Source organism: Exiguobacterium sp. R-17 (assembly GCF_049913315.1).
Lineage (GTDB): Bacteria > Bacillota > Bacilli > Exiguobacteriales > Exiguobacteriaceae > Exiguobacterium_A.
Genome location: NZ_CP184372.1, coordinates 1,485,825 through 1,501,120, shown reverse-complemented (window position 1 = coordinate 1,501,120; position 15,296 = coordinate 1,485,825). Strand labels below are relative to the sequence as shown.

Sequence of the window (15,296 nt, the reverse complement as noted above, 5' to 3'; positions counted from 1 at the left end):
AAAAGCCCTTGCTCGTGGAGTAAGGGCTTTTTGTCGCATAAGTGCGCATCAATTGATTGCGTAGTGTCGTCGCAAGTCACCAGTCGCAGAGACGGTTTGATCCACCATCGCGCCACCACAACATGTCAATATCCGAGAAATCGTCTTAGCACCAACAAAACAATTCGATGGACGAAAAACAGACCGAAGCGAAAAGAAATGAGTACACTTTTTCGGTCTAGTTTCCTTCAAGCGTTAATTTGCCAGGTGGCTCTGTTCAATCGTTTGAAAAATCGATTGATAGATCCTCAGTTGCTCCGAACGATTCGGTCGTTCGATCCCTTCTCCGAACAACCAGGTCGTCTCTTGCGTATCGTCATAGAGCATACCAGCTGCAAACGTCGGATTCGGCACCGAGATGCTTCCCTCATAGGAGAGACTCGGATCAAGAAACGGTTCGATGGATTTTTGAGAGCCGATGAAGAAAAATGGAATATGTGCTTTCCGGTAGACGGAGGCATAGTCACGTCCTGCTGCCTTATGTAAGTACTCCGGCATGATCATGACGGCGTCATATTGACGTAAATCTCCTTTGATTTCCTGCAGATCAATTGAGTGGAAGTCCGGAGATTGTGTAAGAACTGGAGCCGTTCCGACGACAGCGATGGTGAGATCGATGGTATTAGCTTTTGGCGTCAACGTCGATTTTTTTAACATACATACGGTAAGCAGTAGACTGAGTGTAAGTAAAGTCATGACGGTTCTTTGTCTCATCTGTCCCTCCATGATTTCCTGATATTAGGTCTTTCACCTAGTTTCTTTATACCATAAAAATGTGTGGCGTTATGTTTTCGAACAATAGGGAAATCACAAGAATAAAGTGTCAACGGAATCCGATAAAAAAAGACTCCCTAGTTGGAGTCTTCTTACTTTTCAGCATCGATTTTTGAAGCCTTACGCGCAATGACGACAATAAAGACGATGGCACCGACAGGAATCACGAGCGGCATCCAGTCGAGGATATACTGTGCGTTCATCGTATCCCCCCTTACCTAGCAAGCTATAAGCGTAGCATATGCCAATTGCTGGGGAGTTGCAAGTCACAGTCGGGGCAGAAGAGCGTTGGCAACTGAGTAATAGATCAAAACACTTGTCGAGAGCGTATACCCGATGAATAAAAGGGGTGTAAATTTAGGTTTCATGCGCCGTTCGATCAAACGTAGCGATCCGATGGTGACAACAAGAGCGATAACCGGACTGAATCCGAACGCGACGATGTCGAGTGATGTCATGACATCTTCTGGTAACACGAAATGAAAGACAAAAAGTGAGAATAAGTACCAAGATGTATAGGATAAACAAACGAAGAACAGGAAAGCACCTAATTTCCGCATCCCGTTTGATCGGCTTTTTTCCATCTGTTGCATGTCGTTCCTCCTACATAAGTATCAGATACCTATAATAGTAACTGGAACTATTCGCTTAAAATATTCAAATATGAATATCCGACAAAAAACGACATTTTTTTATTCAATAATTAAAAAAGCAAGATCCATGGTCAAATGAACCTTGCTTTACCTCTTAAAGAGTAGGTGTTTCGACTTGGTACATCGTCGCAAGACCCGCTACTTTATTCTTGAATGTCTCTCGGCGTTCGACAGGTGCGATGATTTCTGCTTGGTTGCCGAACTGGATCAGCCACATCATGAAGCCGTCAGAAAAGAGCGCATCGACCTTAACCTCGAACCAGAGGTCATCGAGACGACGACAACGGATATCGGTCCCGAACCGGTCAACGACGGTCGGCATCAGACTCTCCTGGAATTTAAGCGTCAATTGCTCGTTCTCTCCTCCATACATGTTGAACATATTACTTAAGTAACTTGGCTCGACATAGACCGGTTCTTCCATCGGTTCGAATGCTTTACAATCAACGATTCGATCGACCCGATACGTTCGAATCTCTTTGATCCGTTCGTCTCTTCCGATCAAATAGTAATTTCCGTTATCCATCAATAGATGTGCTGGTGAAACGAGATAATGCTCGCCATCCTTGCGTAACTCGAACTTTCGCGTCCGTTCGTTGAATTTCCCTTGGTACTGGAAGCTGATGACGAAACCTTCACTGATTGCTTTCTGAATCGTATCGATTGAGCGGGACGTCATCCCTTTTGGTTTTTTGACAGTATGTAGGACCGGCTGAAGTGACTCCGCCATCTTATCACTCGTCAGGGATTGAAGCGTCTTGACGAGAGCTGTTGTCTCACTTTCCGAGATGAACTTCGCACTAGCGATGGCATCGACGAGCAATCGGAGCTGATGATGTTCAAAAGGACGACTGACGAGATGATACGGAATGGCAAGTCCATTCTTCGTCTCTTCCGCCACGACGTCGAAGCCTGATTTAGCAAGTGCTGCAATATCATCCTTTAACGATTTTCGGGATAGCTTCTCGATTAAGCCTCGTTTCGAGAGTTCCATGCTTAATTCCTCAAGCGTCAACGTATGATCTTCATCCGACTGACGTTCGAAGATTTCTCGTACAGCAAGTAAGCGGTCACGGTTTGTTAATTTTTCGTTTGACACTACGCATCCTCATTTCCTAAGTCACAATGGTTTGGTTATACTTTACAGTATACATGAAAAAGAAAATTAGATTAACAATAAAATGGTAAATATTAAGAGATAGGAGAATTTGGATGCATTGTATCGCAGAATGGAACGGTCAGCGCTTTGATTACCGGGATAGCGGAAGCGGTCCCGTCATTCTTTTAATTCATGGGACGCAGTCGGATTATCGGGAAATCTACCATGTCGAGAAATTGATTGCTGCAGGGTATCGTGTCATCGTACCATCGCGTCCGGGGTATGGGCGAACACCACTTCAACTCGCAGATAATCCAGAGGCGCTCGCGACATTTTACGCCGGGTGGCTCGCATCCCGTCAAATCGGACACTATACCGTTTACGGCATCTCAGCCGGAGGACCGACGGCGATCGCCCTTGCCGGAATGGATACAGGTGTTCATGCCCTCGTCTTAGCATGTGCGATGACGCATCGGATTTCACTTCCTTATCATCGCCTACTCATCCAACCGGTCTTGCAGCGTCCCTTGCAGTTCATTCAATGGGGGATTTGGGCGTATGTGAAGGATAAAATTCGGAAGTTTCCTGAAGAAGCGGCCGTTCGGATGGTCGAGATGACGAGTCTCTTACCACGCGAAACGATCCGTACTCACATCAGTGAGACGGATGCTTCGTTGTTATATGAGGTCGGTCTTCAAAATGGTCCAGGACGGGGTGTGTTATTCGATATCACGCAAGACTTAGGACAAGAGCGACTCGAAGCCGTCACGTGTCCGGTTTTGATCGTCCATTCAAAGTCAGACCGTGCTGTTCCGTTCGAACACGCCGAACACGCTCGACGAAGCATTCCGCATGCACAGTTCATCGAATCGAAGAGCCCCGGTCATCTCATTTGGATTGGTCCATCCGCGCGTCGGGATGAACGCATGATTGAACGCTTCATCGCTTTCAATCAGATGACTTGAAGCCGAAGCCGCATCTTCAACTTCTCGTCGTCCTCCTCGATCGCAACCAGTCCCCGGTTCTTCAGTTCACCGATCGCACGACGTGTTCGATCTTGATTGAGGCGGGCACAGCGGGCGATCTCGGCGATCCCCATTCGACACGATAATTGATTGGCCTTGATTTTTGATGAAGGCTTCGCGACGGAACGTTGTAAAAGTCGCCAAAAGACGTGTCGGGCATCTTCCGACAAGGCGTAGGCGTTCTTCTCGATCACCGGTGGCATATAGCGGACATCTTCTCGAATTCGGCGAATCAGATAAAGACTGAGCCATTCTTCGAGTTCCGCTAGAATCCGTGAGAACTCGAACCACCAGAGCTGCTCGAGTGCCTCTTCTTCTTTCGTCGCCAGTTGCCAATTAGCAGGAATCTCATCAAATTCTTCCTCGAGCCAATCTTCGTAATCGAGAGCCGTCTCATATAAGACTTGTGACGGAATCTGCTCGAGCGACGTCCGATGTTTATAGATATCAAAGCTCATCCGCCGAAAATGTTCGACGGATGCAGCCACTTGGCTCAAATGAATCAATTGTTTCGTAATCAGCCGCGCCAGTCCATCCATTTCGAGGTGGATGGCATATAAGTGTTTTTCTAGCGCAATGAGCGTACTTCTCTCCATTCGACTGTTCCTCCCCCATTTGTTTTTTCGTCTTCTTGTCTTTTTCCGCAAAAGCCTTATTCAAAACCAATTGTGAGCATATCGGTGTATTGACAGTGCAGTTTGGAATAGAATAGAACAATCGAATTCAAAAGGAGATGCACGATATGTATACGATTTTTGGTAGCTCACGCAAAGGAAACAGTGAATGGCTCGGGGAACAAGCGTTGAAAGGCATCCCTCATGTTGCTGTCGATTTAGCGAACGTCTCGATTCAGCCGATTGAAGACCGCCGTCATCATGGAGGCTTTTTGCCGATTGGCGATGACTATCGTCGGATCGTCGAAGAGATGCTTGAACACGATGACATCCTGTTCATCACACCGATTTACTGGTACTCGATGTCGACGAAGATGAAATTATTCATCGACCGATTCAGCGAGTCACTGCGCGACGAAGAACTTGACTTCAAAAGCCGAATGGCGGGGAAACGATTCCACTTGATTGCCGTCGGAGGAGACGATCCACGCGTCAAAGGACAAGCGCTCGTCACGCAGTTCAAGCATATCGCATCATTCCTTGACGCGACGCTTGAGACAGCGATTCTTGCCGAAGGGAATGCACCGGGAGAGGTCGAGTACGATCAAGAAGCGGTTGCGGCAATCGCGGCGTTTCGTGAAAAAATGTCAGGAGCACGTGTTTAAGCACGGATCTTGAAGGGAATTATCTGAAGCAGAGCGCACGACTATCTAGCGTACAACTCAATTCAGGAGGTGGTCAGCCATGTTCGCATCTAAAAAACGATCGAATCGCAAGTGGAAACAACTGACTTCACGCCAGCATATCCTTCATCTTGAACATTTGTATCAATCACGCGAAGAGACGATTGTTCGTGATCGCCTCTCCTTGCAACACATCATGGAACGTGCAGTCCGGACCGGACAGACGGTCCACGTCCGATTGAAACAACTCGATACGGTATCCGGTTCAATCCAAGCGATTTTTCATGACCGTGGAACGATTGAACTCGTCACATCGACAGGTATGCGCCGAATGGTGCGAGCGTCGGACGTCATCGATATCAAGTGGAAGACAACCTAACAGCATTCAACCCCTTCTCGATGAGAGAAGGGGGTTTGATTTATATGAGTCCTTTGCCACCGAGCGGTTGATCCTCCAGTACACGTTCAACATGTTCAAGTAACGGACGCGCTTGCGTAATCAAGTGCTGCGTCACCGGTAACGTTAAGGATGCTTGATGAGTAGCCGCATCCGTCCAAATTTCGCGAACATGCAAAACATCTGGCTCGTCAGAACTAGTGCAGGCAGCCCGGATGCGTCGCAAGAGAAGCCGCAGCTTCAAGCAACAGGGCAATGACGTTGTCGCGTTGTCCGTTTTGAGTCGTAAATGTCGTCCATAATCCATACATCATGAGGTACCTGATAACGGTCGAACTTCCGCTCGCCAACCGTAAGATTCCCCTTCTGCGACTTGAGTCGTCGGATGAAGGAAAGCTAGTTCCATCGCATGATCCAAATCACGTGCTTCAAAGACGATCAAACTGCCGATTTGCTCCCCACTCGAGCGATCTGGTTCTACTTTTTTCTGTACGACCCCATCCCGCCAGTAAAGTGCTTGTGTCGTAAGACCAGGGTGCCAGTCTGATAGGACGTTGACTTGTTCATTGAAGGTGTCCATTAACGCATCACAACGCGACATCAACGTATCGATCTCTTCCTTCGATAAAGCATCCATTCGGTCTGCATCATAATAACCGACATATAAGAATTGCACCGTCTTTCCTCCTTTCATCCTTTCAATTCCCTTCCATGAGCAGACTAAACAAAAGCCTCCTGTCTCTACGCTGAGAAACAGAAGGCTTACGTATCATTCATCTTTTAACTTGACGTTTTGATCGGCTGGTAATGTTGTTGTCGTTTCCTCGTCTTCGAGTTTCGGTACGCCAGCACCATAATCGGTTGCTTCATCCGCCACATACGATGCCGCAAACGCTGGATTCAGTAAATCGGATTTCGAACCGACGATGACGATCCGACCGTGTCGGACTTCATCTTCTAGATCCTCAGCGACATCCTTCGTCATGCCAAGCTCGGATAACTGAGCGATCCGGTCTTTCCGGTTACTCCGGACGGCTGATAATAAGGTCTCGAAGAACGACTTCTTCGTCACGCGATACGGTAACGTCTGCGTATCGTTCGCGATGCGTTCCGCGAGTTCTTCGTCTTTCGCAAAGATGTAGATCTGTTTATTCGAATAACCACTTGATTTAAGGCTCGTCACTTCTGCGTCGACAGCGGTCATGTTTCGTACGATGCGCGTTTCAAGCATAAAAATCCCTCTCCTTCATGCAGCAAGCTGCTGATAAGAAGTTATACCCGAAACATAATAGTTAAAACCTGAAATTGAAAAATGGATTAAGCAGCCGTCTGGATTGCTGCTGTGCGTCGTTTTTGCCAGATCGTAAACATCGCAATCAAAATCATCAGGACGACTTGCGGGATGAGTGTCTCGATCGTCGGATAGAAGCCGATCCAGCCGGCGGTTCCGAGTCCATTGATCGGATGGATCGGTAAGACGTTTGTCAGCTGCAACGCGTGCAGACTCGTACCAAGAATCTTGAATGCCATCAGATAAATTAACCAGGATGCGACTTGGAACAAACGATGGATCGGTAAACGAACACCGATCTGGATGACCGCATACGAGACGAGTCCGATGATGACGATTGCAAGACCAATCCCGGACAACAAGGCAGTCTTCGTCATCGCTGGTGCCATTCCGATGTAGAATAACAACGTCTCGGCACCTTCCCGGAAGATCGTCAAGAAACTGACGAAGAACAAGGACGTCGTTGAGAGCGTCGACAAAAAGTGTTTGCGTTTCGCGACGGCACTTTTCGAGTGCAACCAGTAGCCGACGAACAGCATGACGACGACCGCGACGATTCCCGTATAGCCCTCGATTTGTTCGCGACCTGTTGCTGCGAATGAGGCTTGAAAGACTGTCTGCAGGATGAGGGCTAACAGACCACTTGCGATCAGACCAAGCCCGGCACCTGCCCAGACCTTACCTTCTTGTTTGGTTCGGCTTTTCCGTGCAAAGGCAACAAGTGCACTGACGATTAATAATGCTTCCAAACCTTCCCGGAGCATCACGAGCATCGCGTCGATGAACGTATAATGCGTCTTTGTTTGTAATTGTGCAATAGCATTCTCAAACGACTGGAGTTCTTGTGCCGTCTTTTGCCGAGTTTCCGGCGTCAGCCGAGCAAGTAGCAAGGGTACGTCTGATTCAAGCTGGGAATAGAGACCTTCATTTCGTGTCCGGACCTCACCTTCGGCTCGTGGCCAGGTCTTCAGAAACGATTCGAGTGCCAGCTTCGCTTGCGGCAAATCACTTGCTGCAAGCGCGGTCTGCGCCTCTTCAAGCGGTGTCAGCAGTGACTGCAGTCCTGTTTTCTTCGCTTGGACTTGTTCTCCGTCGAGGAAGGACTGGATTGCATTGTCGAATTGATCAAGTGCCGTTTTCCACTCCTTCGTATCCGCAGGCTTTCGCGCCGCGGCGATCCGAATCGAGGCAAGCGCCATCTCGATGTTGCCATAGTGACCGATACTGTCATTACGGACAAGACTTTCGTGCGTTGCCCAAGCGGTCAACAATCGTTGTTCCGCTGCCGGACGATCGCTCGCTTTAACTTGACGCATCTCTTTTGTCAACGAAAGCAATTGCTTCACCTTTGCTTTCGCAACCGGATCTGTCTTCGGTTTCGTTGCTTCTTCCTGCTTCCGGACGACAGCAGAGAGTGCCGTCAGTTGCTCGCGGACTTCAGGAAACGTTGCCGATCGTTTTGCATCGACCTGTTTGACGGCTTTCGTGATTGCCGCTTGTTGATCAGGTAAATCTTGAGCAGCTTGCCCTAATTCATCGATGGCTTGATTCAGTGCCGCGCGATCTTCACTTGCGACGGCAGACAGCGCTTGTCCGATTGCGACATAGAGATCATCCGTCGAAGCAGCATGGACAGGCACCGCGTGTTGACCGGCTACAAGGAGTACAAGTAAAAGGACGAGATTACGCAAATAACGCATCACCGATGTAGCCTCCTTTCGAGATCCCACCGAAGCAGGCGAAGATGGCACTTCCACGGTGCGTGATGTATTCATTCAGTCGATCCTGCGCGGCAAGACGGCGCTGAATCGCGATGAATTGTTTTGGCGAACGCTGATACGATAAAAAGAGTAGTCCAGCATCGAGGGCACCTGTCTTCTCATCAATGCCGTCTTGATAAGAATAGGAACGGCGTAGGATGGCTGTCTTCCCGTCCCCGTGCGCGACAGCGGTATGCGAGTCAACCGGTAAGGCAGCTTCGCCACGAGCTTGTCGTTTCGCTGGGGTGACGGAAGCGAACTCGTCTGTTGAGCCGAGCGGTGCCCCGGAAGCACGTTCGCGTCCGAAAGTCCGTTCCTGTTCCTTCAGGATCGTCCGGTCCCAAACTTCGAGATGCATCTGAATGCGGCGGACGACGAGGAACGAGCCGTTCGTTAACCACGGCGTCCCGTCCTGCCACTGACAAAAGAGCGATTCTTTCCGGACCTGCTGCTTCGAGACGTCGGGATTTCCCGTACCGTCTTTGAAGCCGAATAGATTGCGCGGCGTCCCGCCAGAGGCATCTGCTGCTTTACTGCGCTGGAAGCCAGCTTGCGACCATCGCATCGCGACCGTTCCGCGCCCCACACGGACGAGGTTACGGATCGCATGGAAGACGACTTGTGCATCATCACCGCAAACTTGAACGACAAGATCACCTCCGCCCCATTTTTCATCTAAACGATCGAGATCGAACGTCGGCAACGGTTTAAGCGCCTCCGGTCGTTTATGCCGAATACCAAAGCGACCGTCAAATAGACTTGGACCGCACCCGAACGTAAACGTCAAATGACCGGCAGATAATCCGTCGGCTTCCCCCGTATCTTCCGGTGGGACATAACGGGAGTCGGAATCGCCGTACGGTAACCCAGCCGCAAGTCGGGCACATAACCGTGTCCAGCGCTTTAATAAATCAACGAGTTCATCGCGTCGCTCCGTCTTGATATCAAACGCTACGACTTGGACGTGGTTTTGTGGTGGTGTCAAAATGCCTGCTTGATACGTCCCGTAGAACGGCTCTTGATCACTTGCTTCGACAGTCAATGTCCGCGGAAGAAACTTCTCAAGACCACTGGCATAGAGCGCAGCCCCGAGACTCGTCAAGCCTGCGACCTTCAGGACATCCCGTCGCGTGACACCTTCTTGTATTGGCTTCATGCTTATCCCTCCAGTACGATGCCCATCTTCGAGAGCGGTTCTGCGAGTTCATTGATTGCGACACTCATCTGTTTGACGTCTTGTTTCGAGAGACTCGTGTAGAGGACGTAGCCGTCACCCTGTTTCTTCGCGTCAAGTAATGCGTGGACATCCTTGAAGCGAGCAGCGATCTCTTTTGATAACGCTGCATCTTGTTTCTTCAGCGCCGGGTTCAACAGGTCATAGATTTTTTCAGCCCCCTCGACGTTTGCCGCGAAGTCATATAAATCCGTATGCGAATAACGGTCTTCTTCCCCTGTCACTTTTGACGTCGAGACTTCATTTAATAGATCGGTCGCCCCCGTGACGAGTAGTTCCGGTGTCACCTCGACCGTCTCGACCTTCGCCCGTAGTAAATGAACGTCTTTCATCAATTGCTTCGCGTACGCTTCATAGCCTTTTGTTGTTCCCTTTTCAAATAACCCTTGTTCGATCCGGTGGTAGCCCCCCCACTCCGACGCTTTGACATCGCCTGCTCGCGCATCAATTTTCGGATCGAGATCACCGAACACTTCCGCGATCGGTTCCGCGCGTTCGTAATACATCCGCGTCGGTGCATACAATGCTTTCGCTTCTTCCAGTTTGCCCGCTTGAACGGCATCGGTGAATTTTTCTGTCTCACGAACGAACGTATCGATTTCATTGATTGCATACGTCCGGTAATCGGTGACGACCTGATCAAAATTCGCCTTTTTCGGTGCTGGTTTCTCCGCCTGTTTAGCTTCACTACAACCCGCTAAGACGACCGTGAGTGCGCCTGTCATCAACAATGCTTGTTTCATCTATCGTTCCCCCTGTAAATGGTTAAGTCAGTTCCTTCATCAGTATAGACGACAATGATAATCGTTATCAATAAAAATTTTTGCGTAATAAAAAAAGCTTGAATTAGTCATTTTTGACCAATCCAAGCGCTTTGTCAGGTATTTTTTTTTCGTTTTTTGAAATAGGTCCGTGAAATAATGAACGTGACAATCCCAAAGCCAATGAAGACGAACGCTTTTTGGAACAAGGTGAGGAATGACAAGTCAAACAATAAAAGCTTGACGGCACTAATCGTCAGGAGCAACAACCCGGATAACCGCCACGTCGACGAAGTCCGCATCCGACCGATTGCGACGAGCACGAGGGCAAGGACGATATAAGCCGCGGATAACGTCGTACTACGCGCTGTCTCTTCAAGACCGCGATAGAACGGTAACTCCATGATGATCAACGTATAGGTCGTAAAAACACCGATCGCCGCTAGGACAAGTACGAGTTGCCACGACCCTTTCCAGCCCGGATCACGATGTGTCTGAACGAGGAGTAAGACGAACGCCGTCGAAGCTAGGACCATCGCTAGAACGGTCAAAGCGTAGGATAAACCTAGGTTTTGATAGGTTTCATAGTCAACGACAGCCGAGAAGATGAAGACGACATACAATCCGACGTTAAATAACCGTTGGTGTGGCATCCGCGCTCGTGGAACGAACCAGAATGCAGCGATTAATCCAGCAATCAAAAAGTAGCGCAGTTGATACGTCCAGCTGAGGGCATCTGCCGGAATCAAGAGGACGGCGACGAGTAAGGCGACGTGACCGACACCGTTTTGAGCGGAATCCTTCAATCGTTCAGCGAGCAGGTAGGCAGTGCCAGCGAACAGAATCGCGATCAGCGTACCGAACGACCAGTCAAGGATCAGTAACGTCAGTAAGACGACACCCCCAGCGAGCCAACTTGGGACGTTCTTCTCAAACTGAATCCGTTTTCCGACGAAGGAAGTCGCACCGTAGCCGAAGAATGTCGCAAGTAAGAGAGACCATTCATCAAGTCGTGGTATCTGTTCATCAAGCCAGTAGAGCTCTAACGAGAGTAGACCGAACGCGAGTGCGATCGTAAAGATCACCCAAGCGAAGACAAACGCTTTTTTGGCCTTCAGTCGGTCAACCGCAAAGAAGATCGCTGCGAACAAGACGACTTCGTACAATAAGAAGAGCGGTAAGTTCGGGTCGTCCGATAATTGTAGATACGGTAATAAGAAACCGGTGATGGATACGAGGACGAGCAAGGCTTGCGATCGCATCCAGAGCATCAAACCGTACGCGATGAAGACGACGACGAGCTCAAGTAAGAAGGCTAAAGATGGTGGATAGAATTGATATAAGGCCATCCCGGCGAACAGTGCCGCCAAGGCGACGATCGTACCGGTCGCGACGAGTCCGACCCCGAGCTCACGTCGTTTCTTCTCATACTGGTATTCTCCGAGAGCGATGACGAGTAGACCGATCAAGACCCCACTTCCGATGCGGACAGGCGGACTGATCAGACCGGCAACCGAGGCGTAGGAGAAGAGGAACAAAGCCCCGAGTGCAGCGAATATGGCTCCAATCCGGGGTAACCAAACGGTCGCGATGACCTGTTCCCAGTCTTCGCGGGAGCGTTTTTCCTTAAATGTTGGTGGAGGAACAACCGGTTTTCGTTTCGTATAAGCAGGGCGCGGAGCTGGGCGAGCGACCGTACTCACTTCTGGTTCGCTCGGTTCAGGGGCGACAGGCGAAGTGTGCTGTCCTTCAAGGGCAGCTACTCGTTGTCGTAACGCTTCGACCTCCTGCTCGAGACGCGTGATCCGTGGATCTTCCATCTCTTCACTTCCTTTCATGGATACATTGTCATTCTTTTACACACCTAGCAGGTGAACTCCTTCATTTTACAGTAGTTTTCGTATCAATATGCCTGAAAATGACAAAAATCCGGTCGCGTCGGGGCGACCGGATGAGGAATTAACGAACAGATAACGCATATTGTCCCGTTTGATTGAAAACGGACGTGAACTGCGAGCGACTGACACTATACTTGCCACGATATGGATCTGAAACGTAGAACGAACCGCTCGAGACACCCGTCACAAGCATGACATGATAATTACGGTACCCTGTGAATGTTTTACCGTCTGGTTTAATCCAAGAGAAGTAACCGTATGGATTTTTGAAATCGACCGTTGCCCAGACGATGACCGGGTTTCCGCTACGGATCTCACTCTCAATCTTTGAAACACCTTGTTTCGAGATATCAACGGACCCGCTGCGGTATTTTTTCGCAAGTGGTAGGATCCCTTTCGGATAGATGCCCCAGTTCTTGTAGTAATCGAGCGTTCCAGCTGGATTCCCCGTGAACATCTTTTGTGGATCTGCCCAGTAATACTTCCCGTTCTTATACGTCGCGTTCTTCATGCTTTTCGGCATTTGATTATAGAGTGACGCAGCAGAAACGGCTTGTTTCTTGTATTCGAGTGCCATCTTCAACGAGACGAACTCACAGCCAGATGGATATCCGAGTGAATATTGGTTGTAGTACGGAACATTTAACTTTTTCGTCGTCGTCGATGGTTTTGACTTCGAAACGTATTGCGTCGAGATATAGCGGTAGCTTCCCTTGTAGAGAATCCGTGTCCAGCTCCCTGACGTGCCGTATGTCGCAACGGCAACCCCTTTGTTCAGCTGTCCTACGACTTTATACTTCGTTCCAGCACCCGTCCGGACGTTGAGTGTGCCGACCGTCGTATACTTCGTTCCCGTCGACGTATATTTCGACGAAGACGATTTGACGTAGTTCTTGTGTATGTAGCCTGTGCGGGATTTGTAGCTGATTTTATACCAGCTGCCGGACGTTCCCTTTGATGTGTAGACGTTCCCTTTGTAGACGTTACCGAGAATCTTACTCGATGTCGACGGTTTCTCGCGGACGCGCAAGACATCCGTCGTCACGGTCAACTTCGTCGCGGCCTCAGCGATCAACGAAGGGCTGAGTACGCCAACGATGACAACCGCTACGAGCAATGCGGATAAGAATCGTTTCATGATAGACCCCCTATATTTTGATTTGGTGAGACATTCCCTTATTCCCAACTTTTTGAAAAAATAATCAACATTTCTTTAGAAAAATCTGAAAAATAAGGAATGCACCTGTTCTTTATATCAAAAAAACCCGACCATGCCTATGGGCACAGTCGAGTTGTCATCAACCTGCAATCAAATTAAAATTTAATTTTGGATCGTCAAGATATAAGGGGACGGTTGCGCAAAAGCTTGTTCGAGCAGGTGGGCAACAAACAAGGTATCCTCTTCTTTCACCGGAAGCGGTGCATCTTCGACGATACTACGGTAAAAGGCACGGTACAGCTTGCCGTAATCACCGACGGGACTCGGAATCCGGACGTCTTGTAAGTGACCGTGTTCATCATGATAAATCAAACGACCGTAATCGTCTTCCGAATCCTCACCGAACCCCTCTTCTCCCGGGAAGTAGTTCGCTTTCAGATCAAGCTCTTGCCGATCGACGTGTTGTTTGATGAACGTGCCGTTCGTTCCGTGTAACATCCACCTCGGTGCCGGAGCAAGCGCGACGTGACTCGTCCGAACACTGACTTTCAGCTCCGGATAATAGAGATCAATCGCAAACGCATCATCGGGATTGTGCGGCAGTCGAACACTACGCACATCAAAGGCGACCTTGTCCGGTTTTCCGAATAAGGCGATGATTTGGTCAAGCGTATGAACACCGAGTCCGTAGAGTGCGCCGTTCTCATGGCGCGCATCAGCTGACGCTGCTTCGGGACGAAACAAATCAAACTGCGAGACGACTTCGACAAGTCGTCCGAGTTTTCCGGAACGGATGATTTGGGCGACGACTTGGAAGTCGCTGTCGTAACGGCGGTTTTGATAAGCGAGAATTTTGACGCCTTGCGCATGTGCTTCCGCAAATAAACGCTTCGTCTCCTCTTCAGTCACGGTAAACGGCTTTTCGACGAGAACATGCTTTTGATGTTGCAAGGCGAGCAACGCGTATTCGAAATGGGTAGCCGGTGGTGTATTGATGACGACGACATCAAGTGCCGGGTCAGCGAGCATCTCAGACACATCCGTCGTAAAACGTGCATCTGGCAGTCGATCCTGATAGGACGCGAACAGCTCCGGTTTTTCCTTCCTATTGTAAATCCAGGTGACGTGATAGTTGTCCTCGATCATCACGTACGGTAAATGGTAACGGGTCGTACTTTTGCCAAAGCCGATGAAGCCGATATTCAATCGCATCCGATCACTCCTTGAACCGTTCTTTTTCTCTTACCATACCAAACGAAACGACCGTTGTCTTGATTGAACCGCTTCAGGCTGTCGCTTCGATGCGTTCATACTCGTAAATCGCGAACCCGTCCCGTGTTCCTTGATAGACGAAGCCGAATGACGTGTAATACGCATTGAGAAACTCGTTTGAAGCGACACAGTCGAGTCGTAGGATTTCCCCTTCGTCCTCTGTCACAGCAATCGCATGTTCCAGCAGTTTTCGACCGACACCACGTCCTTTTGCGCGGTCGCTGACGACGATTCGATGGATATACAGACCCTCTACATCATCCCACAAGGATTGATCCCATTCGAGCGAAGGAAGCAGGGCAACGGAACCAAGCAGCTCGTTCTGATCCTCAAAGACATACAGGCGGCCGGCTTCTAAATCTCGCGCGACGAGTTGCTCGATGTCTTGCTCAAGATAAGCAGACCACTGGCTACTGCCACCGGCTTTGAGGGAGAGCGCTTTTTGCTCAAGTAGGGTTGCGATGTTTCGAACGTCTTTTGATGTAGCTTGTCGTATCATGTTATTCCTCCTGTTACAAAAAAATTCTTCTCTATCCTAACGAATGCGAAGCGAGAAGAAAACCTTTTTGCTTCAAGATTTCATGTTTGCCCATTATTTTGTGATTTTTTTCATATTCCACAATTTTATTTCAATGTA

The 15,296-nt window shown here is 49.2% G+C and carries 17 protein-coding genes; 3 read left to right on the top strand and 14 right to left on the bottom strand.

What is annotated here, in order from left to right:
* Nucleotides 1-234: 234 nt before the first annotated feature.
* The 3 genes from ACN9MT_RS07985 to ACN9MT_RS07975 all read right to left on the bottom strand — a co-directional run bounded on the left by ACN9MT_RS07985 (nt 235) and on the right by ACN9MT_RS07975 (nt 2,565).
* A complete protein-coding gene (locus ACN9MT_RS07985) occupies nt 235-753 on the bottom strand; it encodes a hypothetical protein (RefSeq protein ID WP_426271966.1) in 519 nt (172 codons plus the stop codon).
* Nucleotides 754-1,079: 326 nt separating this feature from the next.
* Nucleotides 1,080-1,406, bottom strand: coding sequence for a hypothetical protein (locus ACN9MT_RS07980; protein WP_426273432.1), 327 nt, complete (start codon nt 1,404-1,406; stop codon nt 1,080-1,082).
* Between the two features lie 154 nt (nt 1,407-1,560).
* The gene (locus ACN9MT_RS07975) at nt 1,561-2,565 is read right to left on the bottom strand and encodes a helix-turn-helix transcriptional regulator (RefSeq protein WP_426273431.1); all 1,005 of its coding nucleotides are present in this window, start codon (nt 2,563-2,565) and stop codon (nt 1,561-1,563) included.
* Between the two features lie 113 nt (nt 2,566-2,678).
* On the opposite strand from ACN9MT_RS07975, the gene ACN9MT_RS07970 reads away from it, so the two are divergent.
* Nucleotides 2,679-3,530: an alpha/beta fold hydrolase gene (locus ACN9MT_RS07970; protein WP_426273429.1), complete on the top strand. Its 852-nt coding sequence runs from the start codon at nt 2,679-2,681 to the stop codon at nt 3,528-3,530.
* On the opposite strand, the gene ACN9MT_RS07965 is transcribed toward ACN9MT_RS07970, so the two are convergent.
* On the bottom strand, nt 3,518-4,186 hold the full coding sequence (locus ACN9MT_RS07965; RefSeq protein WP_311246840.1) for a hypothetical protein: 669 nt from the start codon (nt 4,184-4,186) through the stop codon (nt 3,518-3,520). The genes ACN9MT_RS07970 and ACN9MT_RS07965 overlap by 13 nt on opposite strands.
* Before the next feature lie 146 nt (nt 4,187-4,332).
* On the opposite strand from ACN9MT_RS07965, the gene ACN9MT_RS07960 reads away from it, so the two are divergent.
* The gene (locus tag ACN9MT_RS07960) at nt 4,333-4,869 is read left to right on the top strand and encodes a flavodoxin family protein (RefSeq protein WP_426273428.1); all 537 of its coding nucleotides are present in this window, start codon (nt 4,333-4,335) and stop codon (nt 4,867-4,869) included.
* A 79-nt stretch (nt 4,870-4,948) separates the two neighbouring features.
* Entirely contained in the window at nt 4,949-5,266 is a 318-nt protein-coding gene (locus ACN9MT_RS07955) for a hypothetical protein (RefSeq protein ID WP_426273426.1), read from the top strand.
* A gap of 40 nt (nt 5,267-5,306) precedes the next feature.
* On the opposite strand, the gene ACN9MT_RS07950 is transcribed toward ACN9MT_RS07955, so the two are convergent.
* The 10 genes from ACN9MT_RS07950 to ACN9MT_RS07905 form a co-directional block, all read right to left on the bottom strand.
* Nucleotides 5,307-5,462, bottom strand: a complete 156-nt coding sequence (locus ACN9MT_RS07950; protein WP_426273424.1) for a putative quinol monooxygenase — start codon at nt 5,460-5,462, stop codon at nt 5,307-5,309.
* A 132-nt stretch (nt 5,463-5,594) separates the two neighbouring features.
* Nucleotides 5,595-5,960, bottom strand: coding sequence for a YciI family protein (locus ACN9MT_RS07945; RefSeq protein ID WP_426273422.1), 366 nt, complete (start codon nt 5,958-5,960; stop codon nt 5,595-5,597).
* A gap of 93 nt (nt 5,961-6,053) precedes the next feature.
* Nucleotides 6,054-6,515 carry a general stress protein gene (locus ACN9MT_RS07940; protein ID WP_035407992.1) on the bottom strand — a complete coding sequence of 154 codons (462 nt, stop codon included), beginning with the start codon at nt 6,513-6,515 and terminating at the stop codon, nt 6,054-6,056.
* 86 nt (nt 6,516-6,601) lie between these two features.
* Nucleotides 6,602-8,275 (bottom strand): FTR1 family iron permease, encoded by a 1,674-nt coding sequence (locus ACN9MT_RS07935; RefSeq protein ID WP_426273481.1) that lies wholly within the window; start codon nt 8,273-8,275, stop codon nt 6,602-6,604.
* Nucleotides 8,259-9,491, bottom strand: coding sequence for an iron uptake transporter deferrochelatase/peroxidase subunit (efeB, locus tag ACN9MT_RS07930; RefSeq protein ID WP_426273420.1), 1,233 nt, complete (start codon nt 9,489-9,491; stop codon nt 8,259-8,261). The genes ACN9MT_RS07935 and efeB overlap by 17 nt, the downstream gene beginning before the upstream one ends.
* Before the next feature lie 2 nt (nt 9,492-9,493).
* Nucleotides 9,494-10,312 (bottom strand): iron uptake system protein EfeO, encoded by an 819-nt coding sequence (gene efeO / locus ACN9MT_RS07925; RefSeq protein WP_426273418.1) that lies wholly within the window; start codon nt 10,310-10,312, stop codon nt 9,494-9,496.
* A gap of 134 nt (nt 10,313-10,446) precedes the next feature.
* The gene (locus ACN9MT_RS07920) at nt 10,447-12,150 is read right to left on the bottom strand and encodes a DUF2339 domain-containing protein (protein WP_426273416.1); all 1,704 of its coding nucleotides are present in this window, start codon (nt 12,148-12,150) and stop codon (nt 10,447-10,449) included.
* A 139-nt stretch (nt 12,151-12,289) separates the two neighbouring features.
* Nucleotides 12,290-13,366, bottom strand: a complete 1,077-nt coding sequence (locus tag ACN9MT_RS07915; RefSeq protein ID WP_426273414.1) for a C39 family peptidase — start codon at nt 13,364-13,366, stop codon at nt 12,290-12,292.
* 183 nt (nt 13,367-13,549) lie between these two features.
* Entirely contained in the window at nt 13,550-14,599 is a 1,050-nt protein-coding gene (locus ACN9MT_RS07910) for an oxidoreductase (protein WP_056061392.1), read from the bottom strand.
* 73 nt (nt 14,600-14,672) lie between these two features.
* Nucleotides 14,673-15,158, bottom strand: a complete 486-nt coding sequence (locus tag ACN9MT_RS07905) for a GNAT family N-acetyltransferase (protein ID WP_035408006.1) — start codon at nt 15,156-15,158, stop codon at nt 14,673-14,675.
* Between the last annotated feature and the right edge of the window lie 138 nt (nt 15,159-15,296).